At 64.8% G+C, this 26194-nt stretch carries 19 protein-coding genes; 8 read left to right on the top strand and 11 right to left on the bottom strand.

The window, feature by feature from the left end:
* The first annotated feature begins 685 nt into the window (after window positions 1-685).
* A complete protein-coding gene (gene hrpB, locus AC1DMY_RS11770; protein ID WP_477165153.1) occupies window positions 686-3202 on the top strand; it encodes an ATP-dependent helicase HrpB in 2517 nt (838 codons plus the stop codon).
* Between the two features lie 60 nt (window positions 3203-3262).
* On the opposite strand, the gene AC1DMY_RS11765 is transcribed toward hrpB, so the two are convergent.
* The 7 genes from AC1DMY_RS11765 to AC1DMY_RS11735 form a co-directional block, all read right to left on the bottom strand.
* Window positions 3263-4654: a sugar porter family MFS transporter gene (locus AC1DMY_RS11765; RefSeq protein WP_477165152.1), complete on the bottom strand. Its 1392-nt coding sequence runs from the start codon at window positions 4652-4654 to the stop codon at window positions 3263-3265.
* Between the two features lie 65 nt (window positions 4655-4719).
* Window positions 4720-5625 carry an SMP-30/gluconolactonase/LRE family protein gene (locus AC1DMY_RS11760; RefSeq protein WP_477165151.1) on the bottom strand — a complete coding sequence of 302 codons (906 nt, stop codon included), beginning with the start codon at window positions 5623-5625 and terminating at the stop codon, window positions 4720-4722.
* Window positions 5622-6383 carry an SDR family NAD(P)-dependent oxidoreductase gene (locus tag AC1DMY_RS11755; RefSeq protein WP_477165150.1) on the bottom strand — a complete coding sequence of 254 codons (762 nt, stop codon included), beginning with the start codon at window positions 6381-6383 and terminating at the stop codon, window positions 5622-5624. The genes AC1DMY_RS11760 and AC1DMY_RS11755 overlap by 4 nt, the downstream gene beginning before the upstream one ends.
* 2 nt (window positions 6384-6385) lie before the next feature.
* A complete protein-coding gene (gene dgoD, locus AC1DMY_RS11750) occupies window positions 6386-7534 on the bottom strand; it encodes a galactonate dehydratase (RefSeq protein ID WP_477165149.1) in 1149 nt (382 codons plus the stop codon).
* Window positions 7531-8169, bottom strand: coding sequence for a 2-dehydro-3-deoxy-6-phosphogalactonate aldolase (locus AC1DMY_RS11745; RefSeq protein WP_477165148.1), 639 nt, complete (start codon window positions 8167-8169; stop codon window positions 7531-7533). The genes dgoD and AC1DMY_RS11745 overlap by 4 nt, the downstream gene beginning before the upstream one ends.
* Window positions 8170-8173: 4 nt before the next feature.
* The gene (locus tag AC1DMY_RS11740; protein WP_477165147.1) at window positions 8174-9097 is read right to left on the bottom strand and encodes a 2-dehydro-3-deoxygalactonokinase; all 924 of its coding nucleotides are present in this window, start codon (window positions 9095-9097) and stop codon (window positions 8174-8176) included.
* 4 nt (window positions 9098-9101) lie between these two features.
* Window positions 9102-9869, bottom strand: coding sequence for a FadR/GntR family transcriptional regulator (locus AC1DMY_RS11735; protein WP_477165146.1), 768 nt, complete (start codon window positions 9867-9869; stop codon window positions 9102-9104).
* Window positions 9870-10305: 436 nt separating this feature from the next.
* On the opposite strand from AC1DMY_RS11735, the gene AC1DMY_RS11730 reads away from it, so the two are divergent.
* The 3 genes from AC1DMY_RS11730 (at window position 10306) to AC1DMY_RS11720 (ending at window position 14987) form a co-directional block, all read left to right on the top strand.
* Window positions 10306-13128, top strand: coding sequence for a TonB-dependent receptor (locus tag AC1DMY_RS11730; RefSeq protein WP_477165145.1), 2823 nt, complete (start codon window positions 10306-10308; stop codon window positions 13126-13128).
* Window positions 13129-13234: 106 nt separating this feature from the next.
* Entirely contained in the window at window positions 13235-14155 is a 921-nt protein-coding gene (locus AC1DMY_RS11725) for an aldose 1-epimerase (RefSeq protein ID WP_477165144.1), read from the top strand.
* Window positions 14156-14174: 19 nt separating this feature from the next.
* Window positions 14175-14987, top strand: coding sequence for an SDR family oxidoreductase (locus AC1DMY_RS11720; protein WP_477165143.1), 813 nt, complete (start codon window positions 14175-14177; stop codon window positions 14985-14987).
* 121 nt (window positions 14988-15108) lie between these two features.
* Here the strand turns inward: AC1DMY_RS11720 and AC1DMY_RS11715 are convergent, their stop codons facing one another.
* A complete protein-coding gene (locus AC1DMY_RS11715) occupies window positions 15109-16545 on the bottom strand; it encodes a sugar porter family MFS transporter (RefSeq protein WP_477165142.1) in 1437 nt (478 codons plus the stop codon).
* A 258-nt stretch (window positions 16546-16803) separates the two neighbouring features.
* On the opposite strand from AC1DMY_RS11715, the gene AC1DMY_RS11710 reads away from it, so the two are divergent.
* Together AC1DMY_RS11710 and AC1DMY_RS11705 are read left to right on the top strand one after the other, a co-directional pair.
* A complete protein-coding gene (locus AC1DMY_RS11710) occupies window positions 16804-19068 on the top strand; it encodes an alpha-galactosidase (protein WP_477165141.1) in 2265 nt (754 codons plus the stop codon).
* Between the two features lie 128 nt (window positions 19069-19196).
* Entirely contained in the window at window positions 19197-20846 is a 1650-nt protein-coding gene (locus AC1DMY_RS11705; RefSeq protein ID WP_477165140.1) for a M28 family peptidase, read from the top strand.
* Window positions 20847-20898: 52 nt separating this feature from the next.
* Here AC1DMY_RS11705 and AC1DMY_RS11700 read toward each other — a convergent pair whose 3' ends face one another.
* Entirely contained in the window at window positions 20899-21543 is a 645-nt protein-coding gene (locus AC1DMY_RS11700) for a hypothetical protein (protein WP_477165139.1), read from the bottom strand.
* Window positions 21544-21725: 182 nt separating this feature from the next.
* A complete protein-coding gene (locus AC1DMY_RS11695; protein ID WP_477165138.1) occupies window positions 21726-22847 on the bottom strand; it encodes a hypothetical protein in 1122 nt (373 codons plus the stop codon).
* A gap of 300 nt (window positions 22848-23147) precedes the next feature.
* Between AC1DMY_RS11695 and AC1DMY_RS11690 the strand changes: the two genes are divergently transcribed.
* Window positions 23148-24332 carry an alpha/beta fold hydrolase gene (locus tag AC1DMY_RS11690; protein ID WP_477165137.1) on the top strand — a complete coding sequence of 395 codons (1185 nt, stop codon included), beginning with the start codon at window positions 23148-23150 and terminating at the stop codon, window positions 24330-24332.
* A gap of 62 nt (window positions 24333-24394) precedes the next feature.
* Here AC1DMY_RS11690 and AC1DMY_RS11685 read toward each other — a convergent pair whose 3' ends face one another.
* Window positions 24395-25174 carry an alpha/beta hydrolase gene (locus AC1DMY_RS11685; protein WP_477165136.1) on the bottom strand — a complete coding sequence of 260 codons (780 nt, stop codon included), beginning with the start codon at window positions 25172-25174 and terminating at the stop codon, window positions 24395-24397.
* Window positions 25175-25340: 166 nt separating this feature from the next.
* Between AC1DMY_RS11685 and AC1DMY_RS11680 the strand changes: the two genes are divergently transcribed.
* On the top strand, window positions 25341-26189 hold the full coding sequence (locus AC1DMY_RS11680; RefSeq protein WP_477165135.1) for a LysR family transcriptional regulator: 849 nt from the start codon (window positions 25341-25343) through the stop codon (window positions 26187-26189).
* Window positions 26190-26194: the final 5 nt, after the last annotated feature.

The following is a 26194-nucleotide window of genomic DNA, read 5'->3' as shown; positions in this document are numbered from 1 at the left end:
CCATTGGAGGGTGAGGGGGCGCGGGTGCGGGAGGTCACCCTGGGGGCGCTGCTGGATCGGCGTGAGGTTTGGCTCCCTCTGCCCTCCGGGAAGAGGGGCGGGTGCTTGCGGGAACGTCCCTCCTTCGTCATCCCGGCGCAGGCCGGGATCCAGACGCGGTGAGCTGGGTTGTCGAGTTGTCGCGCCCCGGCGAGCCTGCCGCATCCATGCGGCCACCCTCTGGGCCTTCCTCCACCCGCCCGCCGCGGGGACCCCGGGGGCAGAGCCAGATCAAGAACCAAACAACGCCCGGCATCACTGGGCAGCTCTTTTGTAGGAGCGCACTTGTGCGCGACCAGCCGACGGAGCGGTACGCCCACGAGCCGCGGTCGCGCACAAGTGCGCCCCTACAAAAAAAGGAGTGCGCGCCCGTGGGTCGGGGCTTAGAGGTTGCGGGCCGCTCAACTTTTTGTGGGAGCGCACCCTGTGCGCGATAAACCTACGGAGCGGTACACCTAGTCGTGCCGGTCGTGCACGGGTGCACTCCCACAGACAGGAAGGTGCGCCAGGCTTGAGTGAATTCGCGGACACGCCTGGCTTTGCACGGGCCCTCCAACTTCGCCATGCATCGCAACGCAAGGTCCGCCCCGCGACCAGGCAAGAGCCGCACACGCGAGCCCAATCCCCACCCCGCTATCATCCCCCGATGAACACCGCCGCATCCTTCCCCATCACCCCACTCTTGCCCGAGATCACCGCATCCCTCGCGGCACACCCACGCCTTGTGCTCGAAGCGCCGCCCGGTGCCGGCAAGACCACTCAGGTGCCGTTGGCGTTGCTCGATCAACCCTGGCTCGGGGGCGACAAGATCCTCATGCTGGAACCGCGCCGCATCGCCGCGCGTGCGGCGGCGCAGTTTATGGCCAGGCAGTTGGGTGAGGAGGTGGGGCAGACGGTGGGGTATCGGATCCGCTTCGAGGCGAAGGTGAGCGCGGCAACGCGCGTTGAAGTGGTGACGGAGGGCATCCTCACGCGGCTGATCCAGGACGATCCCGAGCTCACCGGCATCGGTGCAATCCTGTTCGATGAATTCCATGAGCGCCATCTCGCCGGGGATCTGGGAGCCGCATTTGCGTTGGATATCCAAGGCACGCTGCGTCCGGAGCTGCGCCTGCTGGTGATGTCCGCCACGCTCGATGGCGAGCGCATCGCGCAGTGGCTTGATGCGCCGCGTATCAGCAGTCCGGGTCGCAGCTTTCCCGTGCGGGTGGAATATCCCGCCGCTCGCGCGCAGGAGACCACCGAGCACCAACTGGCGCGCGTCGTGCGCCAGGCCCTGGATGAAAATCCAGGCGATGTGTTGGCCTTCCTGCCTGGCCGCCGCGAGATCGCGCGCACGCAAGCCGTGCTGGCATCGTCGCTGGACGAGAACATCGACATCGTGGCGCTGCATGGCGAATTGTCGATGGCGGAACAGCAGGCTGCGTTGAGTCCGGCCGAGCCCGGTACGCGACGCGTGGTGCTGGCAACCAATGTCGCCGAATCCAGCGTCACGCTGCCGGGCATACGCGCGGTGGTGGACAGTGGTTTGGCGCGCGAGCCACGCTTCGATCCCAATTCCGGCTTTACGCGATTGGAAACGGTGAACATTTCACAGGCTTCGGCCGATCAGCGCGCAGGTCGCGCGGGTCGCGTCGCCGAAGGTGCGGCGTATCGCCTGTGGCCGCAAAGCAAGCGACTGGATTCCTCGCGCACGGCTGAAATCGCGCAAGCGGAATTGTCAGGCCTCGCCTTGGAACTCGCCGCGTGGGGCATCACCGCGGCCAGTGGCAACACGCTGCCCTGGCTCGATGCGCCGCCCTCTGGCGCACTGGCGCAGGCGCGTGAGCTGCTCGTGCAGCTGGCTGCGCTGACCGCAGATGGTCGAATTACAGCACTCGGTCGCCACATGCTCGAACTCGGAGCGACGCCCCGGCTTGGTGCGGCAGCCTTGCGCGCTGAGCCCGAACTGCGCGCGCTCGTCGCTGATCTGCTGGCATTGATGGAAGCGCGCTCGCCCTTGCGGGGTGAGCAGGCGCGCAGCGACGATTTTCGTGCACGCGTGAGCGCGCTGCATGTGTGGCGCGATCGTCACACCGCTGGCGCGCGCGGTGGTTCGGATGCCGGTGCGCTGGCCGCCATCGAGCAAGCAAGCAAGGGCTGGCGTCGTCGCCTGGATATGCGTTCCGCGGCAAGCGGCGTGCCGGACAGCCACGCCGTGGGCGATCTGCTCTTGCACGCGTTCCCAGATCGCGTGGCACGCCGCGACGACAACAACCCGCTGCGCTACACCCTCGCCAATGGCCGCGGTGCGCGTCTGCATGAGAGCACCGCGCTGCATGGCGAACCGTGGCTGGTGGCGCTGGATCTTCGATTCGAGGCGCGCGACAGCCTGATTCTCGCTGCCGCACCGATCGATTTCCGCGTGCTGGAGCGAGACTATCCCGCCCAGTTCAAACGTGAGCGCGCCTTGCGCTGGAACGACGAACGCAACGCCGTCGAAGCCTTCGACGAACATCGCTACGCCAACATCGTGCTTGAAAGACGCAGCGTGCCGGTGAAACCCGAAGACGCGCTGCCCACCTTGCTCGCCGCCGTGCGCGCCAAAGGCATCGATACGTTGCCGTGGAGCGACAACGCCAGACGCCTGCGTGCACGCATGCAAGCCTTGCGTGGTTGGATGCCCGAACTCGGTTTGCCCGATGTATCCGACATCGCGCTGATCGATTCACTGGAGGACTGGCTCGCGCCCTATCTCAACGGCAAGCGCCGCCTCGACGCGCTAAGCGCGGAGGAACTCTCCCAAGCGCTGGGCTCATTGTTTGACTACGAGCAACGCCGCCAGCTGGATGCGCAGGTTCCCGAAAGCCTGACCGTGCCCAGCGGCATGACGCGCCGGCTGGAATACGCCGAGGGCGAAGCGCCAGTGCTCGCGGTAAAGCTGCAGGAACTGTTCGGACTTGCCGACACGCCACGCGTGGCGAACGGCCGCATTCCCGTCACGTTGCACCTGCTCTCACCGGCGGGGCGTCCAATCCAGGTCACCCAAGACCTCAAGGGCTTCTGGGAGCGCACCTACCCTGAAGTGAAGAAGGAGCTGAAGGGACGCTATCCACGTCATCCGTGGCCGGATGATCCGTGGACCGCGGCGCCCACCCATCGCGCCAAGCCGCGCGGCACTTAATAAAAAGGCTGCCGACCTTTGGGTGCGGCAGCCTTCTTCAGCGCGGCTTTCAGTGGCGAATCAGCGCCCGATCTCGCGCAGCCGCTTGCCGCCCATCAGGTTGCGTTCGATCTGCTCCAGCGTCACGCCCTTGGTTTCCGGAATCAGCCAGAAGGTGAGCAGGATGAAGACGGCGTTGAGCGCGGCATACATCCAGAATGTGCCGGCGTTGCCGATGCTGTTGAGCAGGCTGAGGAAGGTGAAGCCCACGATCATGTTGCAGATCCAGTTGGTGAACGTGGACACGCCGATGCCGAAGTCGCGTCCCTTGAGCGGCTGGATCTCCGAACACAGCGTCCAGATCAGCGGACCGGCCGACATGGCGAAGCCGACAATGAAGATCAGCAGCATCGTCACGGTGAAGATCTGCGCGCCGTGGTCATGGATGCCGTTGTGCATCATCGTGCCGACCACGCCCAGGCCAACGGCCATCACGGTGAAGCCGGTATAGAGGATGGGTTTGCGGCCCCAGCGGTCGATCAGCGCAATGGCGATGAAGGTGGCCAGCACGTTGGTCAGTCCCACCAGCGCGGTAAACCACATCTGCGTGGAGGTGTCGTAGCCCATCTCCTTGAAGATGCGCGGCGCGTAATACATCACCACGTTCATGCCGGTGAACTGCTGCATCAACTGCAGCAGCACGCCCAGCCACACCGAGCGGCGGAAGTTGCGGTTGTCCTTGAACAAGTGCCAGCCGCGCTGCGGCATCTTGAGCTGCTCTTCGATGTCGGCGGCTTCGCGCGCAACTACCACGCTGTCGCCGCGCAGGCGCAGCAGCACCTCGATTGCCTCTTCGCGACGCCCGCGCATCATCAGCCAGCGCGGGCTATCGGGAAGGAACATCACGCCGAGCAGAAACAGTGCGCCCGGAATCGCGATGATGCCGAGCATCCAGCGCCATGCGCCGTTGTAGCTCAGTGCCGTGTCCGACAGGAATGCGACCAGGATGCCGATCGTGATCATCAGCTGGTAGGTGGAAATCATCGCGCCGCGGATGCGTTCCGGCGCCACTTCGGCAAGATAGAGCGGTGCAGTGAACGTTGCGAGGCCAATCGCAAGACCGAGCACCACGCGCGCGGCGATCAGCGTTTCCGGCGACCACGCGCCGCCCGACAGCAGCGAGCCAAGAATGAACAAGACGGCGCCCAGGATCAGCGAGCGCTTGCGGCCCAGCGTGGCCGACAACCAGCCGGCGCCGACCGCACCTACGGCTGCGCCGAACATCATCGAGCTCACGATCCATTCGATCATGTGGTCGCTGACCTTGTACTCGGCCTGGATGAATTGCGTGGCGCCTGAGATCACGCCGATGTCGAGGCCGAACATGAGGCCCGCCAGCGCGGCGAGCACACAGGTAAAGATGATGGTGACCTTGGCTTGCGCCGAGGCTGTCTCGATGACTTGGGCATTCATGGACAAAACTCCCCCGCTGGCGATAGTGGTGCCTCTAATGGGCAGATGTGCTTGAGCCGCGGTCCCTACGCGGCGGCAATGACGTGCGGCGGCGGACCGGCGAAACGCGGTTCCGGCAAGCCACGAAAACCTGCATCGGCGACGAACAACGCGCCGGCATAGGGTTGGGCGGCGAGCGCCGCCTCGTCGAGGCCGGCACGCGCACTGGTGATGTACAGCGTCGAAAAGTCCGTGCTGCCGAAGGCCGGTTTGGTCGGCTGCGATGCGGGTACGTCGATGATGCGATCGAGCTGACCGGTTGGCGTGTAGCGCGCCACGCGACCCAATCCCCATTGGGCGTTCCACAGGCCGCCATCGCGGTCGACGGCCGAACCATCGGGTTCGCCGCGTTGATCGTCCAGCGTGGCGAAAGTGCGCACGTTGGTTACCTGATCGCCGTAATCGCAGCACTGGATGATGCGGGTAGGCGAATCGCAGAAATACATGCTGCCGCCATCCGGGCTGAACGCGATGCTGTTGCTGATCGCCACGCCCGGCAAGGGCAGGCGCTCCAGCGACAAGTCATGATTCAACCGGTAGAAACCGCCCACCGGCTGTTTGGGGCCGCTGGCCGGTTCATGCAGCGTGCCGAACACGAAGCGGCCCTGGCGGTCGCAGGCACCGTCATTGAGGCGCGTGGGCAGCTCCGCTTCCACGTCGGTGACGGGAACCAGCGCATGCGTGGAAGGATGGAAGAACGCCAATCGCGAGGCGAGGCCCAACAGCAGCCAGCCATCCGCTTCGCACAGCGCAAAACTGGCGAGGCGTTCGGGCATGCTCCACTGGTGCAACGCGCCGTCATGCGGGCGATAGCGCCACAGCGTGCTGGCGTGGATATCGGTCCAGTACAACACCTGGCCACGGTCGCACCAGGTGACGCCCTCGCCCAGACCGTTGTGCACTTGCATCGCGACAGCGGCGCGAATGTTCATACCCAGCCTCCATCGACAATGAATGCCTGGCCGGTGCACATGCGGCTGTCGTCGGCGGCGAGGAAGAGTGCGGCGCGCGCCAGATCGTCAGCCATCAAGTAACCGGGCAAGCACTGCACGCGGGCAATCTCGGCTTCGCCGTCGGCATCGAGCCACAGGCGACGCTGTTTCTCGGTGATCACCCAGCCGGGGACCAGCACGTTGATGCGGATGCGGTCGTGGCCCAGCTCGCGAGCGAGGCCATTGACCAGACCGTGCACCGCGGACTTCGCCATTGCGTACATCGGATAGCCCGCGTTCTTCTTCATCCACCCGGTGGAACCGAGGCAGATCACCGAGCCGCCGCCGAGTGCGCGCATATCGTCGCGCACCGCCTGGGTCGCGAAATACTGGTGGCGAAGATTGACCGCCATGTTCTGGTCGAATTCGGCTGCCGTGGTGCCGCCGAAATCGTGGCGCACGTCGTTGGCTGCGTTGTTCACCAGCACGCCGATTGGGCCGTGCGCTTCACGCGCCGTGGCGATGGCCGCTTCCAGCGCATCGAGCCGCGTGACGTCGCAGCGTACGAACAGCGGGCGATGCGCGCAGGCGGCGAGGCTTTCCGTAAGTTGCTCGCCATTCGCCTGATCGATATCGATGAACGACACCCGCGCTCCCTGCCTGGCGAAATGCTCCACGAAGGAAGCGCCAATACCGGTGGCGCCGCCCGAGACAAATACGTGGCGATCGATCAGGCTGGGATAGCTCGCGAACGCCATGCTCACCACTCCGCCACGCTGCCGTCGGCATGGCGCCAGATCGGATTGCGCCAACGGTGACCCACGGCAGCGCGCTCGGCCACGTAGGCCTCGTTGACCTCAATGCCCAAGCCGGGACCGTTTGGAATGGCGACGAAGCCATCCTCGTAGGCAAACACGCTGCGATCCTTCACGTAGTCGAGCAGATCGTTGCCGGCGTTGTAGTGGATGCCCAGGCTTTGTTCCTGGATGAAGGCGTTGTGGCACACCGCATCGAGCTGCAGATTCGCGGCGAGCGCGAGCGGACCGAGCGGACAGTGCAGCGCCAGGGCCACATCGTAGGCCTCGGCCATGGCGGCGATCTTGCGCGTTTCGGTGATGCCGCCCGCGTGCGACGGATCGGGCTGGATGATGTCCACGCCACCCATCTGCAGCACGCGCTTGAAGTCATAGCGCGTATACAGTCGCTCGCCAAGCGCGATCGGCGCCGGCGAAATCGCGGCCAGTTCCGGCAGCGCTTCGAGGTGATCGGAGAGCACCGGCTCTTCGATGAACATCAGCTTGAACGGCGCCAGCTCGCGCATCAGTACCTTGGCCATCGGCTTGTGCACGCGGCCATGGAAATCCAGGCCGATGCCAACGTGTGGGCCTACCGCATCGCGGATCGCCTGCACGTTCTCGAGCAGCAACTCGACCTTGTCGTAGGTGTCGACGTATTGCAGTTCTTCCGTGGCATTCATCTTGACCGCGGTGAAGCCGCGCGCCACGGCTTCCTTGGCGGCACGCGCAGTGTCGGCCGGGCGATCGCCGCCGATCCACGAGTACACGCGAATACGATCACGCACGGGGCCGCCGAGCAGCTGATGCACCGGCTGGTTCAGATCCTTGCCCTTGATGTCCCATAGCGCCTGGTCGATGCCGGCGATGGCGCTCATCAGCACCGGGCCGCCGCGATAGAAGCCGCCGCGATACATCACATTCCACAGGTCTTCGATATGACGCGGATCCTTGCCGATCAGGTAGTCGGACAACTCATCCACGGCAGCCGCGACGGTGTGCGCGCGCCCTTCGACGATGGGCTCACCCCAGCCGACGATGCCGGCATCGGTCTCGATGCGCAGGAACAGCCAGCGCGGGGGAACCAGATAGGTGGTGAGGCGGGTGATCTTCATGCATGCGATCCTTTTGCATCAGAGTGGCTGCGCCAGGCGTCGGCGAACGCGCGTGCGCGCGTCGCGACATCGCTGGCCGGGCGGCCGGGAGCGTAGAGAGAGGAACCGATACCGAAACCGCCGGCGCCGGCGGCCAGCCACGGTCCCATGTTGTCGGGCGCGATGCCGCCGACCGGCAGCACGGCCAGATCCTTGGGCAATACCGCGCGCCATGCCTTGAGCACGGCGGGGCTGGCCTGTTCGGCGGGGAACAGCTTCAGCGCGTCGGCACCGGCGGCAAGCGCAGCGAACGCCTCTGTCGGCGTGGCGACACCCGGCACGCAATAGAGGCCCGCCTGCTTCGCAGCGCGGATCACGTTGACGTCGGCATGTGGCATCACGATCAAACGGCCGCCGGCGTCGGCAACCTTCTTCACGTTGGCGGGATCGAGCACGGTGCCGGCGCCGATCAGATAGTCGCCACCCAGTGCGTCGACCAGGCGACGGATGCTCTCGAACGGCTGCGGCGAGTTGAGCGGCACTTCCAGCATGCGAAAGCCGGCACCGGCCAGCGCGTGACCGATCTCGACCGATTCGTCGGGCGTCAGCCCGCGCAAGATGGCAACAAGGGGGAGGGGGTCAAGCCATGACTTCATGCGTTTATGCCGTTGCTTGCGTGGAGATCAGGCCGGCGGCATCGGCGATGCGCCACAGCCCGTGGGAAGTGGTGGCGTCCGGCGCCTGATGGATAGTCAGGCCAAAACGCTCCGCCGCGCGCAGATAGCGAGCACACAGCGGGCCTTCGCCGACCATGTGTACGGTGGTCTGCGCATCGACCCAGCCCTTGGCGATGGCGATGCGAAGTTCGTCGCCGATCAGCAGGCCGGACAGATAATCGGATACCGAGCTGGGTGCCAGGACACCGTCGAGCAGCAGCGTACGCGCCGAGAAAGCAATCGACAGCGCGCCAGCCGCACCACTGTCGCGCGCCGCCTCGACACCGCGAAGAAAAGCGCCGTCGTCTTCGGCGGCGGGTGGCAACTGCGCGCCGAGAATCGAGTGCTGCGTCAGCATGGCGAACAGCTCGCCGGTCATCAGCGTCGCGAAGCCGGTGACCGCGCCATCGCGCAACGAAACCCACTTGCTGTGCGTACCGGGCAGCAACAGACATCCGTGCCGGGCGACTTCAGCCGATTGCGCCACCACGCCGACGACCTGCGTCTCCTCGCCGCGCATCACGTCGGGGCGCGAGGGATCGCGCAGGCCGGGCACAAGGTGCAGCGTGCGACCGTCGGGCGTGGTCATGGCGGTCAACGCGCCGGCCAGGCGATCGACGCTCGTCGGCGTGTCGAGATACGGCACTTCGAGCCAGCCGTTGCGGCTGCCGACCATGCCGCAGGCGAGCACCGGAAGTCCGACCGGCCACTCGGCCAGCACGTCGGCCAGCGCGGCGGCGAAGCCGCCTTCGGGAAGATGACGGATGCCCCAGCCGCGCTGGCGGCGTTCGCGCACCACGCCCTCGGCATCGAACAGGAAGGCGCGCAGGCTGGAGGTGCCCCAGTCCAGGCCGATCAATCGCATCATCGAATCAGCTCCGCGCCGCGCGGCCTTTCTGCATGTTGGCGCGCGAGTCCTCGACCATGGCGAGCATCGCGCGGCGGGCCGCCTCGGGCTGGCTGCGGCGGATCGCATCGAGCACCTTGCGGTGGCCCGGCAGCGCGTACTTGAAGTTTTTGGCGGTGCGCGCGGACAGCACGAAGAAGGTGCCGAGCGCGCTCTCGATCACCGCGAACAGCGAGACCATCAGCTCGTTGTTGGTGGCGTTGAGCACCGCCTCGTGGAAAGCGAGGTCGGCGTCGGCCCAGGCATCCAGGTCGGCGGCCGCTTCCATAGCCGCGTAGGCGTCCTCGATCGACTGCAACTGTTCGTAGGTGCGGCGTTTGGCGGCGGCAGCGGCGGCGGCCGGCTCGATCACCTCGCGCATCTCGGCCAGCTTCTGCACGAAATCGTCGGTGGGCATCCGGGCGCAGCGCCAGGCCAGCACGTCGGCGTCCAGCTGGTGCCAGGCGCGCGCGTCGCGCACGCGCGTGCCTACCTTCGGGCGCGATTCGACCAGCCCCTTGGCGGAGAGCACCTTCATGGCCTCGCGCAAGGCAGTGCGGCTGACGTCGAGCTGCTCGGCCAGCAGTTCCTCGCGCGGAAGCACCTCGCCCGGCTTGAGGTCGCCACCGATGATGCGTTGGCCGATCTCGTGCAGCACGTGGCCGTGCAGGTTGCGCGTGGGCGTGGTCTTGGCCGGGAGGCGGCCCGGGCGGATCGACGAGGGCGGAGCGGAGTGTTTGGTCATGGGGTGCATCAGCGCCTGTCAGTCGGTCCATTTGTCATACAAGTAACCTTATAGCAGAGCCTTCGCGCAGCGTCATCCGTGTTCTGGCGGTATGTCGAAAGCAGGATCCGGCGCCGCCGAATCGAATTGCGAATGACTTGTGATGCGACGCGTCATGTCAACAAATCGCTGGCTATTGGAGCTGGTAGCTGGATTGCCGGCGATTGTCGCATTTGCGGGACTTCCCTGATGTTGCGATGCATCTCAAAAGGGCCGCTGTTGAGCGGGTCGCCCTTATTGTCAATCATCATACCATATGCTCATATGCCGATCCGCGCCAACGGCCCAAAGGGGCTGGCGTTGTGCAAGCGGCCCGATGTGGCGAGGCCGCGCGATGACGATGACCGCCGCGATGACGCGGTGGCATGGCTACCAAACAAGAACAGCGTCTTTGGGAGAGGAAGGCATGATGCAGACGAGAAAGCTCACGGTGGGTATCCGTAGTGCGTTGCTGTGTGCAGTCGGCGCCGCGTGCGGCTTGGCGGGGACCGATCTTTACGCGCAGACGGCAGCGCCCGATACGACGGCAGCGCCGGTGGCTTCGGCCGCGCCGGATGCGGCGGCGGCTTCGGCAGATGCGAAAAAGAACGCGACCAATCTCAACGCTGTCCAGGTGACCGGTCAGCTGGAGTCGCTGTTGCGCGCGCAGGAAACCAAGCGCGACGACATCGGCGTGGTCGATTCGGTGTCCGCCGCGGAAGCAGGCCAGTTTCCCGACCAGAACGTGGCCGACGCGTTGCAGCGCGTGCCCGGCGTGTCGGTGAATCGCGGCGGCGGCGAATCCTCGCAGATCACCGTGCGCGGCTTCGGTCCGCAGTTCGTCAACGTGCTGGTGAACGGCCGCGACATGGCATCGTCCTCGACCGATCGCGCGTTCGACTTCGACGTGCTGCCGGTGGAGTTGCTGCAGCAGGCGGTGGTCCACAAGACCGGCACGGCCGACCTCGACGAAGGCGGCATCGGCGGCACGGTGAACCTGGTGACGGCGCAGCCCTTGGACTTCAATGGCTTTCATGCCTCCACCAGCCTTGGTGGCGTGAATGACGATTCGGTCGGCGGCAAGGTCACGCCGAAAGTGTCGGGCATCATCGGCAATACCAATGCCGATCACACCTTCGGTTGGCTGGTCTCGGCGGTGTACTACAAGCGCGACCATTCGACCGAGTCGGTGGACACCTCCGGCTGGATGCACATGGGCTTCCCGTGGGTGAATCCGAACTACACGGATGTCTACCTGCCGCAGAGTCTGCAAGGCTCGGTCACCCATGAGAAGCGCACGCGTCAGGCGCTCAGTGGCGCAATCGACTGGAAGCCGATCGACGACCTCACCGTGAAAGTGGACGGCCTGTACTCCGAGTACAAGGTGGACTACAGCTACAACGCCTTCGGCCTGTACACCAATCCGTATGTGATCGACTCCATCACGCCGGGCGCGAACAACACCGCGCAATCGTTCAGCGAGAACGCGACGGGCGGCATGTCGAACGATTACATCAAGGAGGGCAACCCGCGCGATTCGAAAAACCTGCAGTTCGGCATCAATCTGAACTACCAGATCGACAAGGACACGCAGGTCGACTTCGACTCGTCCGTCTCGCGCGCCTGGAACAAGCAGTCGGCCAACGGCTATTTCGTGGTGATCGGTACGCGCAACCTCGGCGTCAATCCGGCGTGGACCAACAACGGCAACAGCCAGTTGCCGAGCTACACCGATTTCCTCTCGCCCACTGACGTCAATAATCTGCATGCCCACGTGACCAACGAAGGCACGCAGAGCCCGAACGTGAGCAACGATATCTTCGAGAACCGCCTGCATCTCTCGCACACGTTCCAGGAAGGCGTGCTGTCGCGCTTGGACTTTGGCCTGGAGCAGTCGTCGCAGGACAAGACGATGGACACGTACAACACGCCCAACAGCTTCGGCTGCGCGGAATACTGCGGCTACGTGGCGACCATCCCCGCGTCGGCGATCGGTGCGCACGTGGGCAATTTCGGCTCGCTGGTCGGCGGCGTGTCGCCGGGCTTCCCGCAGCAGTGGATCGACTACGACGTCAACAAGCTGTTCGCCTATCTGGCCACGCCTGCCGCGTACAATCAGTTGCCGAACGCGGCCGCCTTCAAGGCGCAGCTGGATGCCAATGGCGGCAGCTTCGGCGCGATCCCTGATCCGCAGAAGTACAGCCGCATCCACGAGATCGTGCGTGCGGCTTATGCGATGGGCACGCTCGACGGCAACATCGGCGAGATGCCGTGGGAGCTGAACCTGGGCATGCGCTACACCAAGACCGATACCACCTCGGAGGCGTACTCGGTGCCGCTGGTGTCGCTGGTGGTGAACCCCAACGACCCGACCAATGCGATCCCGACCTATGGCGCGATCTCGCCGATCAGCGCGCACGGCAGCTACAGCAACTGGCTGCCGTCGGCAAACTTCCGCCTGAACCTGCGCGATGATCTGATCTTCCGCGCCGCCGCGTCCAAGACGCTCACGCGTCCCGACCTGAGCAACCTGTCGGCAGCCGTTGGCTACGACTTCCGTCCGACCGACCAGACCATCACCAAGGGCAATGCGGAACTCAAGCCGTATCTGTCCAAGAACTTTGACATGGGCCTGGAGTGGTACTTCGCCGATACGAGCTACGTGGCGCTGGATGGCTTCTACAAGAAGGTGGACAACTTCAGCACGCTGGTGACCAGCACCACGGAGCTGCTCGGCTTCCCGTTCCTGCTGACCGAGCCGGTGAACCTCAACAGCGCCTCCATCAAGGGCGCCGAGTTCACCTTCAACTACCAGTTCACGCATCTGCCTTCGCCGTTCGACGGCCTGGGTGTGGCCACCAACTACACCTATGTGACCAGCAGTGCTTCGGCCAGTGGCACCGAGATCAGCACCACCGGCAAGTTCGCCATCCCCGGTATCGGCAACTCGTCCAATGCGAGCCTCTTCTACACGAAGGGGCCGATCGAGCTGCGTCTGGCGTACAACTGGCGCCAGGCCTACCTGAGCTCGATCGCCGGTGCGCAAGGACAGCCGACCACGGTCAAGGCGTATGGCCAGCTCGACTTCAGCGGCAACTATCATTTGAACAAGAATGTCTCGTTCTACCTGCAGGCGACCAACCTCAACAACGAGAAGATCTATCAGTATCAGGTGTATCTGGATCGCGAGAGCTACGCCGAAGCCGATGGCCGGACGATCTCCGCCGGCGTGCACATCGACTGGAACTGAGGCGAAGCAACCCCGGCTCGTTGCGCATGCACGGATGCGCGCAGCGAGCCGTTTCAAGCGGCTGCGTCCATCCGGGCGCGGCCGCCAGCATGATTGAGGCATGGGCATGATGGAGTTGAGCAGCGCGGCGTTGGCGGCGGGGATCTGTCCGTCGTTCGGCGGTGGCATGGCGTATCTCGACGCGTGGCGCGAGGGCGCCAGGGTTCCGCTGATGCGTCCGCTGCGTCCGCCGGCGATGTCGGCGGAGTCATTCGAGCCGAACCGGTTGGCTTGCTATCCGCTGGTGCCGTGGAGCAATCGCATTGCCGAAGGCGGCTTCGAGATGGACGGTGCGCAGGTGGTGTTATCGCCCAACCGCGACGACGATCCGTATCCGATCCACGGCACCGGCTGGCAGCGCGCCTGGCGGGTCGAGCAGCAAGGTCCGGACGAAATCGCGCTCGCGCTGGATGACGCGACACCGGGTGCCTACACCTATCAGGCACGGCAGCGCTACGCGTTGCGGGACGACACCCTGCATGTGTCGCTATCGGTACGCAATGATGGCGAGGCGGCACTGCCGTTCGGGCTCGGGCTGCATCCGTTTTTTCTGCATCACGACGGCGCGCGCCTGCGTGCTGCGGCGACGCAGGTGTGGCTCAACGATGGTCGTTCGCCGATCCCGGTCGAGCGTGCCGCGGTGCCGGCGGCCTGGGATTTTCGCGAAGGCCGCGCCTTGCCCGGCGAGGAACTCAACCACTGTTTCATCGGCTGGGACGGCCAGGCCACGATCGAGTGGCCGGGGCTGGGGTTGGCGCTCGATATCGTCGCCGACATGGATGCCTTCATCCTCTACACGCCGGTCGGCTCCGAGTTTTTCTGTTTCGAACCGGTGGACCACTGCATCGATGCCGTGCATCGTCCAGGTGGTGCGTTGGCGAACGGCATGACGCGGCTGGCGCCGGGCGAGCGACTGGCGCGGCATGTTGCGTTTCGCCTGCGCCCGTTGGTTACTGAAGTCTCGCCAATCTCCCCGTTGATTCCCTGATGCCCGCGAGGTCGACTCCATGACTGCAAGCAACTACGACTTCTCTGCGACGGGCCGGCCGCGTTTGCAGGGCAAGCGCGCGCTGATTACTGGCGCGGGCAGCGGCATCGGCAGCGCCATTGCCGAGCTGTTCGCACGCGAAGGCGCCGACCTTGTGCTGCTCGACCTCACCGCGACACCCGCCAAGGCAGTCGCCGGACAGCTGGCTGCAGCGACCGGGCGACGCATGGTTGCGGTGGGCGCGGACGTATCCTCCTCAGCGCAGGTGGACGTGGCTTTTGCCGAGGCCCTGGATGCTTTGGGCGGGCTCGACATCCTGATCAACTGCGCCGGCGTCAATGTGTTCGGCGATCCGCTGCAGACCACCGAGCAGGATTGGCGCCGCTGCCTGGACACCAACCTCACGGGCGCATGGCACTGCATTCGCGCGGCGCTACCGTCGATGCTCGCGGCGAGCTACGGCCACATCGTCAACATCGCGTCGGTGCATGGGCACAAGATCATTCCCGGCGCGTTCCCGTATCCGGTCGCCAAACACGGACTGATCGGACTGACCCGCTCGCTGGGCATCGAATACGCCGCGCGCGGCATCCGCGTGAACTCGATCTCGCCGGGCCTGATCATGACGCCGGCAGCCGAGCGCTATTTCCAGTCCTGCCCCGACCCGGAAGCGGAACGCCGCCGCCAGGCCGAGTTGCTGCCGTGCAAGCGCATCGGTCGAGCGGAGGAGGTTGCCTACGCGGCGCTGTTCCTCGCCAGCGACGAGGCGCGCTTCATCAACGCCACCGACCTGCTGATCGATGGCGGGCGTAGCCAGATCTATCACGACTGAGGGGCCTCGCTGGCCACTAGCCTGCTTTTGTGGGATCCATCCCGGTGGGCGGTGAGCGCTTGGCTAGGAGCGGTCGCCCACAGGGTGGGCTCCTACAAGGGAATTGCGCCGGTGTGGTCGCTCAATCCGCGCGACCGGTCAGCCGCGCTTCCATCGACTCAAGCGGTACGCCCGCCGTTTCCGGCACGCGTCGCAGGATGAACAGGAAGCCGCCCGCGCAGATCAGTCCGTAGATCCAGAAACTGCCTGCCGGCCCCAGGCGCGCGTTGAGCCAGGGGAAGCTGTAGGTAAGGACGAAGCAGGCAGTCCACAGCGAGAACACACCCAACGCCACCGCTTGTGCGCGGATACGGTCAGGGAAGATCTCCGCCAGCAGCACCCAGGTCACCGGCGCCAGCGTGGTGGCGTAGACGGCGATCGCTGCCAGCACCAGCACCAACACCGGCAAGCCCATCACGTGCAGCGCATAAGCGCCGCCGATCAACGCATAAATCACTGCCAGCGCGCTCGCGCCGACCAGCATCAGTCGGCGGCGCCCCCAGCTGTCGACCAGCCGCAGTGCGAGCACAGTGAACACCAGATTCACCGTGCCAGTGGCGACGATGGACTTGAGCGCGTCGTTCACGTCGAAGCCCGCCGAGGCAAAGATGTCCTGTGCGTAGTTGAAGATCACGTTGATGCCGCACCACTGCTGGAAGACCGCGAGCACCACGCCAATCACCAGGATGGGCCGCACTTCCGGCGCCCACAGCGACATGCGCCGTGCATCGCCGGCGGGATGATCGTGGTGCGAGGCGCGTATCGCGGCCAGCACGTCGCGCGCGTAGTCGGCGCCGCCAATGCGCTCGAGCACCGTCGCGGCCTGCGCGTCGCGACCGCGGCGGCTCAGCCAGCGCGGCGATTCGGGTATGGTCAGTGACAGCAGCAGGAAGAACACCGCGGGCACGCCGCCGGAAAGAAACATCCAGCGCCAGCCGTGCTGCACGTTCCACGACTGCAGGAGCGCTGCGGCATCCATGCCCGCCGGCACCGGCCGCGCGATCCACAGGTTGACCAACTGCGCGAGCAGCACGCCGATCACGATGGTGAGCTGGTTGATCGCGACCAGACGTCCGCGCACGGCGGCCGGGCTGACCTCGGCGATGTACATCGGCGACAGACCCGAAGCGAGGCCGATGCCGATGCCGCCGACGATGCGGAACACCGCGAACACCGCTGCGTCGTTCGCCGCGGCGGCGCCGAGCGCGCTGGCCACGAACAACACCGAGGCGATGATCAATGAGGGGCGACGACCGAGGCGGTCGGCCAGCATGCCTGCGCACATCGCGCCGACGATGCAGCCAATCAAGGCCGAGCTCATCAGCCAGCCCGACATGGCCGGATTGTGCACGCCGAAGTAGGCCTCGTAGAACGCCTTGGCGCCGCCGATCACCACCCAGTCATAACCGAACAGCAGACCGCCGAGCGCCGCCACCAGACAGATCAGCCAGAGGTAGGCAGTGGGCGCGGCGGCGACGTGGTCGGGCATCGCGCCCGGCATCGAGAGATCGTTGTGCATGGGAACATCGGCTCCGCGGGCTGGCGCGCGACCGGGGTGGCCGCGTCACTCGTGCGTGGTTCTTAAATTGTCATACAAGTAGGCAGGATACAAACCTATAGAGCGCTTTTCATGCTGCGGCACGTCTTGTCAGTTGTACTACAATATGTTTGCATCCTTGCCTCGGTCCGTTCGGCGCGCAGCGTCGGCGGACGTCCATGCCACTGCCCGCGCGCGACAGCGGGTCTGCTGCAGCAACTTCGAGGAACGTGCCAGGTGATGCGACATTCCAGGGGCAAGACGTGCGCCGCCGTGCTGGCGCTGGGTTTCCTGTTCGGCGCCGCCGCGCCGCTGCCACTCATGGCCGCGCCCGTCGCAGCAAAGACGGCAAGCGCCGCGCCGGCGATCCGCTATGACGCCGCTCGCAAAATGTTCCGCATCGATGCGGGACAAGTCACCTACGCGTTCGGCGTCGATTCCGATGGCATGTTGCAGACCGTCTACTGGGGCGCGCGGTTGGCGACGGACGACCCGCTCGGTCCGGCTCGCGTATCGCCGGGTCACTCTTCGTTCGATTCGCCGGGCAGCACGTCGCCGCAGGAATATGCAGGCTGGGGCGGGCGCATCACCGTCGAACCCGATCTCAAGGCGCATTTCGCCGATGGCAACCGCGACCTGGTGCTGCACTACGCCAGCCACCGCCTCGACGGCGACGCGTTGGAAGTGGAACTGCGCGATATCCGCCTCGACGTGTCGGTGTGGTTGCGCTACACGGCTGATCCGGCGACGGGCATCATCGGCCGCTCCGCCCGCATCGAGAACCACACCGCGCAGGCCATGACCGTCGATCAGGCCTCGGCGGCGAGCTGGAACCTGCCGACGGGCGACCACTACTCGCTGCGCTACCTCACCGGCAGCTGGGCGCGCGAATGGCATCTGCAGACGCGCGCGATCACGCCGGGCGCCACCGAGATCGGTAGCCGCCGCGGCACCACCGGCGATCAGAACAATCCGTGGTTCGCCATCGAACGTGGCGGCGAATGGAACGAAGCGCATGGCGAGGTGTGGTTCGGCGCGCTGGCCTGGAGTGGCTCCTGGCATATCCGCGTCGACCAGGACGTGCTGCATCAGGTGCGCGTGACGGGCGGCTTCAATCCGTTCGACTTTGCTTACCGGCTGGCGCCGGGGCAATCGCTGCAGACGCCGGTGTTCTACGCGGGCTATACGTCCGATGGCATTGGCGAGGCGTCGCGGCTGATGCATCGCTTCGAAATGAATACCGTGCTGCCCGAGCGCGCCGAAACCAAATTGCGGCCGGTGTTGTACAACTCGTGGGAAGCCACGGAATTCAAGGTCGATGAAACCGGCCAGGAGAAGTTGGCTGAGGCGGCGGCCAAGCTCGGCGTTGAGCGCTTCGTGGTCGACGATGGCTGGTTCGGCGCGCGCAACAGCGACCACGCGGGACTGGGCGACTGGACGGTCAATCGCGACAAGTTCCCGCACGGCCTCAAGCCGCTGATCGACAAGGTGCAGGGCCTGGGCATGAGCTTCGGCCTGTGGGTCGAGCCGGAGATGATCAATCCGGACAGCGATCTGTACCGCGCGCACCCGGATTGGGCGCTGCACTTCAACGACCGCCCGCGCAGCGAAGGTCGCAACCAGCTCGTGCTCAATCTCGCCCGCAAGGACGTGGCCGACTACGTGTATGGCGTGCTCGATCGCCTGCTGTCGGAGAACAAGATCCAGTTCCTCAAGTGGGACTACAACCGCAACTGGACCGAGCCGGGCTGGCCGGAAGTCGCGCCGGAGGAACAGCAGAAGGTCTACGTCGCTTTCACCAACAACCTGTACGACATCATTCGTCGATTGCGCGCGAAGCATCCGGGCGTGGAGATCGAATCGTGTTCCGGCGGCGGTGCACGCGTGGACCTGGGCATCATGGGTCTGACCGATGAGGTGTGGCCCTCGGACAACACCGATCCGTCCGACCGCCTGTCGATCCAGGATGGCTTTACCTACGCCTATGCACCCGGCGTGATGATGGCCTGGGTCACCGGGTCGCCCAACTGGGTGAACGACCGCAAGAGCTCGCTGGATTTCCGCTTCCTCTCTTCGATGCAGGGCGGCCTGGGCATCGGCGCGAACATCCTCGACTGGACGCCGGAAGAGAACGCGACCGCGCAGCACTACGTGGCCGAGTACAAGCGCATCCGCGCCACCGTGCAGCGTGGCCTGCTGTATCGCCTGTTGTCGCCGCGCGAGGAGTCGCCGCAGTCGGCCACCGAAACGGTGGCGTCCGACGGCAGCCAGGCGGTGCTGTTCGCCTTCCAGCGACAGGGCCACGAAGCGGAGCCATACCCCACGCTGCGCCTGCGCGGACTCGATCCGAAGGCACGCTACCGTTATCGCCTGATCCACGGCGAAGCCGTGGAAGGCACACCGGTCGAAGCCAGCGGCGCGTACTGGATGAATCAGGGTATCGACCTGAAAATCCGCGGCGACCTGCAGGCGGCAGGCGTGGTGTTCGAACGAGTGAAGGCATGATCGTTTGATGGCACGGGGCGCCATCGCGTGCGCCCCTGGCCTGGCCGGTTTGATCGTTGCTGGCGCACGTGGCACCCTCGCACTTCATCCCCTCGGACGGCTGGCCGTCCGAATCCCATGGAGTGCCTATGTCACGCAGCTTCCTAGCCTTCGCGCTCGCCGCATCGTTTACCACCACCGCGCTGGCCGCGGTTCCCGCTGCCGAGCAGCCCGGCCTTGCGCAGATCCGCCAGGGCGACTTGCGTGCGGACATCAGCTTTCTGGCATCGGATGCCTTGCAGGGACGCCTCTCGCTGCAGCCGGGCGATGATGCGTCGGTGCAGTGGATCGCCTCGGAATTCGCCAAGGCCGGGTTGAAGCCAGCGGCGACCGATGCGCAGGGGCAGCCGAGCTTTCTTCAGGCGGTGCCGTTGATCGAATATCGGCCTGATGGGAAAGCCACGCGCCTGGCGCTCAAGCGTGGCGGCAAGGAGACCGAGTGGAAGGATCCGGAAGTCTCTGGCGCCTTTCCCACCGATCAGGACGTGTCCGCGCCCGTGGTATTTGCAGGCTACGGCATCACCGCACCGGAACTGGGTTATGACGATTACGCCGGCCTCGACGTGAAGGGCAAGGTGGTCGTGGTGTTCGATCACGAGCCGCAGGAGACCGATCCGAAGTCGATCTTCAATGGCACCGGCAACACGCGCTACGCGACCGGCTACGTGAAGGTGTTGAATGCGCAGGAGCATGGCGCGGTAGCGGTGCTGCTGGCGCCCGAGCCTTCGCACAACCATCCGTCGCAGCTGGAAGTGCGCAAGCGCATCGGCCACCAGGCTGAGCACGCCGCGAACCCGATTCCCGCCCAGGCGTTGGCGGACAGCCCCGTGCACATCCCAAGCATGGTGATCTCCACCGAGGTGGAAGATGCGCTGCTGAGCACCAGCGGCAGCACGGCCAAGGCGTTGCAGTCAGGCATCGATGGCGACCTCAAGCCGCGCTCGCAGGCGCTGCCCGATACCACCATCAGCCTGCATCTGAAGAACAGCTCGCGCCGTGAAGCGACCACCTGGAATGCGGTGGGCCTGATCGAAGGCAGTGATCCGAAGCTGGCGCCCGAGACCATCATCATCAGCGCGCATCACGATCACGACGGCCAGGCCGGTGACAAGATCTGGCACGGCGCCGATGACAACGCGTCGGGAACCGTGGGTGTGGTGACGCTCGCACGCGCCTTCGGCGCCAACCCGACCAAGCCCAAGCGTTCGATCCTGTTTGCCGTGTTTGCCGCCGAAGAGCGTGGCTTGCTCGGCGCGTACTATCTCGCCGCCCACCCGCTGCGTCCGCTCGACACCACGCGCGCGATGATCAACTTCGACATGATCGGCCGCGACGAGAAGCCCAGCCCGCAGACGGATGGCCTGATCGAGATTCCCGCCGATACCAGCAATCGCCTCAACCTGATCGGTGCCGCATACAGCCCGGACTACCAGCACACGGTGGCCAAGGTCAATGGCGACGTGGGCCTGGTGCTGGATGATCGCTTCGACCACGAATACGCCTTGAACGTATTCTTCCGCTCCGACCAGTTCCCGTTCGTGCTGCACAACGTGCCGGCGTTCTGGTGGTTCACTGGCTTCCATCCGGACTATCACCATCCCAGCGATACGGCCGAGAAGATCGACTATCCGAAGATGGCCAAGATCCTCAAGCTGGCTTACTTGAGCACCTGGCAGTTTGCGAACGAGGCCACGCCGCCGCGTTTCGTGTCGCATCCGGGCAGCGAGAAGTCGCCCTAAGCGATCGGCACATCTGTGATCAAAGCACCCCGGCACGCCGGGGTGTTTTTGTTTAGGGGCTGAACGACACGCGTTGCTGCGCGCGAGCGATCAAGTCCTTTTCGATCGCCGGCCAACGGTCGTGCGCCGTGCCATGTTCGCCCAGTTGCGCCGCGGTGAAACCGGTGGGGGCGAGATCCTCGCCATAGATCACCATCAGTTCCTTGCGCTTCTCGGCATCGGGAAGATGCACCAGGCGCACGTACATGGCGTTAGCCGGCCGTTGATAGCCCTTGGCCGCGAGCAGGCGACGCTGATGGTCGCCATCGGAATCCTTCTCAGCCGGCTGCTCGGCATTCTGCACCCAGGTATCGAGATAGAAATCCAAGCCGTTGATGGTGATGTGGCGTGAGCCGGAGTAGTCGTGGTGCACATCCGGGCGTTCGGGTACGTAAGCCTCAAACTGCACCCAGTACAAACGCTGGATGCGCCTGTCGGGTCCGGCGTCCACGAAGACGTGCATCTCGCAATCGTCGAAGCCCAGCAGCATCCAGCGATCCGAGCCCACGTAGGTCGCGGTCGCCGGCAGATCGATGCGTATCTTCGGATCGTGCGTAGACGTGACAGTAGTGCCACTCACCGTACGCTCCGGTTCCGCTGCGAGCGCGGGCAGTGCACAGGCCAGTGCGAGCGACAGCGTTGCCATCGTTTTCCACATGACTCACCTCTTCGTTCCGTGTCGGGATCAGGCAGGACATCGTCCCGCTGCCAAGCGGTGTCGCAACAAGCGTGCCACGGCTAATGCGGCTCGCACATGGCCTGGCACGGTCATCGCCACGAAGGGGGCGCCGAAAGAGCGCTGTCCGCGGACGCTGGGCGGACGTCCGCCCCTGCGCATGATCAGCTTTTTTTCGCGCTTGCCTGCTTGGCCAGATATTCGCAATTGTTGCCGTACGTGCGCAGGTCGTTGCGCACCGGATCGAGCGACATCCAGAAGCCATAGCGCACCGCGCCGCCGCGATCGGCCAGCCATGCGGCCATCAGGTGTGCGGACAGCAACTGGTTGAGCTGCGCGAGGGCCAAGGGCTGGCTGACCACCACCGATTGGTCGACGGCCGATGCGCTGACGCGGTCGCTGCTGTTGACGGGTTGGTCGTTGATCTCGAAGTACGAACGGGAGGCGCGCGCCACCATCTGGCGGGCGCGGTCGGCGCCGATGGCGTAATACGCGGTGATGGTGAGTCCATCGGGACGACACTGCAGGGTGATGCGATGCTCGCCTTCGCGCGTCACCTGCGTGAGCGAGATCGAGGCGACATTGCCCACGGGACTGTTGACCGCCGTGGGCAACAAGCGCCCATTGTTAGAGAGACCGTTGGCCAGCATCTGATCGGCGTTGAGCCACGTCACTTCACCGCCCGGCGTGCTGCCGAATACCTGCGGATTCACGCCCATGTCCTTGAGATACGCCGCGGCATCGATGCCAGGCGCGACGGTGCCCGGCAGCGGCTGCGCGCCAAAGCGATCGCTGCCCGTGGGCGCCCAACGAAACAGTCCGCCCGCATAGGCATACGCGCAGGCGTTCACGCATTGCGACGATTTCGGCACGATCGGCTGGCGCGCCGTCTTGCGCGGCGAACCCAGGTGCGTGGTCATGTTGCCGGCACGAAACAGCCGACCCAGCGCCATGCCCGCAGCCACGTCGCCGCCGGGCGAGTTGAGATAGATATCGCTGTTCGGCGGAATCTTGCGCGACTGGATCATGGACTGCACGCGTTGCGCTGCGCCCGCATCGATCGGTCCATACAAATAAATCTGCGGCACCTTGGCCACCGAGATCGTCATGCGATCGTCGTTGACCTGCACGGCAAGCTGTTCGCTACCCGAAGTTTGCGATCCGTTGCGTGACGGAGACTCGCCATGCGCCTGCACTGCGAAAAGGCTCCCGAGCAGAGTGCTGATCAGATAGAGCGAACGGCGACGGTGCGCGCCGGCAGGGCGTTGAACTTGAACGACTGGCACGCGGCTGATCCTGCGACAGAGGCGGGCAAGTGTGTGTCAAAGTGGATGTCTCGCGAGTGAAGAGGAAGTAAGACGGCACTGGCATCGTGTTGGTATGGGGCGGACACGGCCGGACGTCCGCGCGTTTGTCCGCGGACGCTGCAGCGAGCTGGTGTGGCGCGCGCAAGTCACTGATCCGTGGCGCTTCGTGGCTTGGCATGCCGCTTGCTGAGATGACTGTGACGGCAGCTTCAGGCCGACCGTATCCGTCCGGGCGAGGGGCTCGGGGGAAAACCAAACACACCAGCCAGGAGAGCTGACTTGAATATCTTGCGTGCATCCCTGTTCGCCACGTTGTTGCTCGCGATCGGCGCGCCCGTCGATCGCGTCCGCGCCGACGATGCACCGGCCAAGCCCGCGGCCTCCGCGACCAAGGCGGATCCATCGATGATTTCGCGCGACGAAGTGCGCCGCATCCTCGACAGCAATCGCATGATCCTGACGCCGCAAGGCATCGACGAAAAGATCAAGCTGCACATCAACGGCATCGACCAGTGGATCTCGGTGCGCGGCAAGGATCGCCGCAACCCCATCTTGTTATTCCTGCACGGTGGCCCGGCCTCGCCGGCCATGCCCGAGGGCTACACCTTCCAGACGCCGTGGGAGGATTACTTCACCGTCGTGCAATGGGATCAACGCGGCTCCGGCAAGACGTATCGCGCGAACACCGAAGCGGCGATGGCGCCCGGGATGACGGTGGACGGCATGACCGACGATGCCGCGCAGGTGGCCCAATACCTGCGCGAGCACTACAACAAGAAGAAGATCTTCCTGCTCGGCCACTCATGGGGCACGGTGCTCGGCGTGCATCTCGCGCAGCTGCATCCGGATTGGTTCTACGCGTATATCTCGGTAGGACAGGTAGTGAACGGCCGTCGCAACGAAGCGATCGGCTACAACTACGCGCTGGGCCGGGCCAAGGCCGAGAACAACAGCAAGGCCATCGCGGAACTGGAATCCATCGGACCGTATCCGGGCGACACCAAGCTCACCATCGATCGCATCGGTGTGCGCGGCAAATGGGAGATGTACTACGGCGGCCTGGCCTGGGGCCGCAAGGACTTCCAGTTCGACGTGGACGCGGAAGAACTCTCACCCGATTACAACCGCCAGGACCTCGATGCGATCGACAAGGGCAGCCTGTTCTCGCTCAACCACCTGCTCGATCCGCTGCTGGACGTGAACTTCGATCAGGTCACGGACTTCAAGCTGCCGGTGATCGTGTATGCCGGTGCGCACGACTACACCACGCCGCACGAAACCGCCGAAAAATGGTTTGGCGATCTCAAGGCGCCGTCCAAGCACCTGGTGATCTTTGCCGACTCGGCGCACATGATGATGCAGGAGCAGCCCGGTCGTTTCCTGGTGCATCTGGTGAGCGATGCACTGCCGTTGGCGCAGAAGGTGGGCGATGCGGCGCCGGCGGAAGTCACGCGCGATCGCTGAGCGCTGAAAACGAAGAGGCGTCGTGCGCAGACCGCACGACGCCTCGTGATGCAAATGCCGTCTCAGGTACCCGAGTGCTTGGCGGCATCCTCAATCAACGCCGCCACCTCCTTCGGGTGCGACTGGTAGACCGAGTGGCTGGCGCCCTTCACCTCGATGGTATGGCTGCCGGCGCGCTTGGCGTACATGCGCTCCAGATCCGGATTGATGATGCGATCGGCCGTGGCCACGGCATACCAGCTCGGCTTGTCCTTCCAGGCGGGATGGCCCGCTGGTGCGGCGAAGACCGAAGCGGCGGTCAGTTCCTGTGCGTTCGCTTCGAACTGCGCCTGCTGCGGCGGCAGATCCGCTGCGAAGTCGGCGGGGTAATGGGCCGGATCAAGATAGAGGAAGCCGTCGGCCGTCTTCTTGATGTCGGTGGTTTGGCTGGTAGCGCTGGGGAACTTCTTGCCATTGCTTACTTCCGTTTCGCCCTGATCGAGCGCATGGGCCGCGATATAGACCAGGCCGACCACTTTCGCGTCGTTGCCGACATCGGTGACCAGTGCACCGCCGTAACTGTGACCGACCAGGATGGTGGGGCCGTCCTGCATGTCCACGATGCGTTTCACGGCTGTCACATCGTCGCTGAATGATGTGAGCGGATGTTCGGCGACGGAGACGTGGTAGCCATCTTTCACGAGGATGTCGTAGACGGGTTTCCAGCCGCTGCCGTTGACCCATGCGCCATGCACGAGGACGATGTTGTGCACGGGCTCGGCGGCCAGTACGGGACCGGCGGCGACGGTGCCGAGCAGCAGTGCTGCGGCCAGGATGCTGGGGCGGAAAAAGTGCTTGTTCACGGGGATAACCTCTCGACAGGGAAGTGGGGTGATGGCGTCGATGCACCATCGAAAGCGTTGCGGTCATGGCCGGGTAGGGGCGGCATGTTTCCCGGATGGACACAGCCTAGCCCAGCCGAAGGCGTTGATTTATGAAGAATCCAGCGACGATTGAGAGGTTTTTGCGATGAGACCGTTACCCACCGAACTCCTTCGCAGCTTTGTCGTCGTGGCGCAGACCGCCAGCTTCACCGCGGCGTCCGAGCAGCTGTGCCTGTCACAATCCACGGTGAGTCAGCACATTCGGCGGCTCGAGGACCTGGTTGGCGTGCCCTTGTTCGAACGCGATACGCGCAATGTGCGGGTGTCGCGTCATGGCGAATCGTTGCATCGCTATGCCGTGCGCATTCTCGATTTGATGGACGAGGCAATGACCACCGTGTGCGGCCCGCCGTTGAACGGCACGGTGCGCCTGGGTCTCCCGGAAGACTTCGCCTCATCGCGCCTGACCGGCGCGCTGGGAAGTTTCGTGCGGCGCAATCCGGAGGTGGAACTGGTGATACGCACCGGGCTTAGCGGCGATCTGTTCCGCGAGCTCGACGAGAACAAGCACGATCTGGTGTTTGCCAAGCGGCTCAGCGGCAGCCAGCGCGGTTATGTGGTGAAGAGCGAGCCCTTGCATTGGTGCACCGGCGCGTCATCGCCGGTGCGTGGCGATGAAGCCGTGCTGCCTTTGGCCGTCCATCCCGAACCCAGCATCTCGCGGACGCGCATGTTCGAGGCCTTGAAGTCGGCAGATCGTGCGTACCGCATCGCGGTGGTGAGTAGCAGCATCATGGTGATCCAGGCCGCCGTGATGGCCGGGCTGGGTGTGGCGGCATTCACCGGCTATGCGATGCCCGAGGGCATCGTGCGGCTGTCCGAGGAGCTTCCGCCGCTTGGCGTGCTCGACTACGTGATCGACCGGCAGTCATCGATTTCGCAGGCTGCGCAGGCCCTGGAACATATGCTCGCGGACGCAGCGAAGGAGCTTTGATCGCT

The organism is Dyella sp. 01L423, from assembly GCF_056399945.1.
This window is presented reverse-complemented; position numbering and strand designations above follow the sequence as displayed.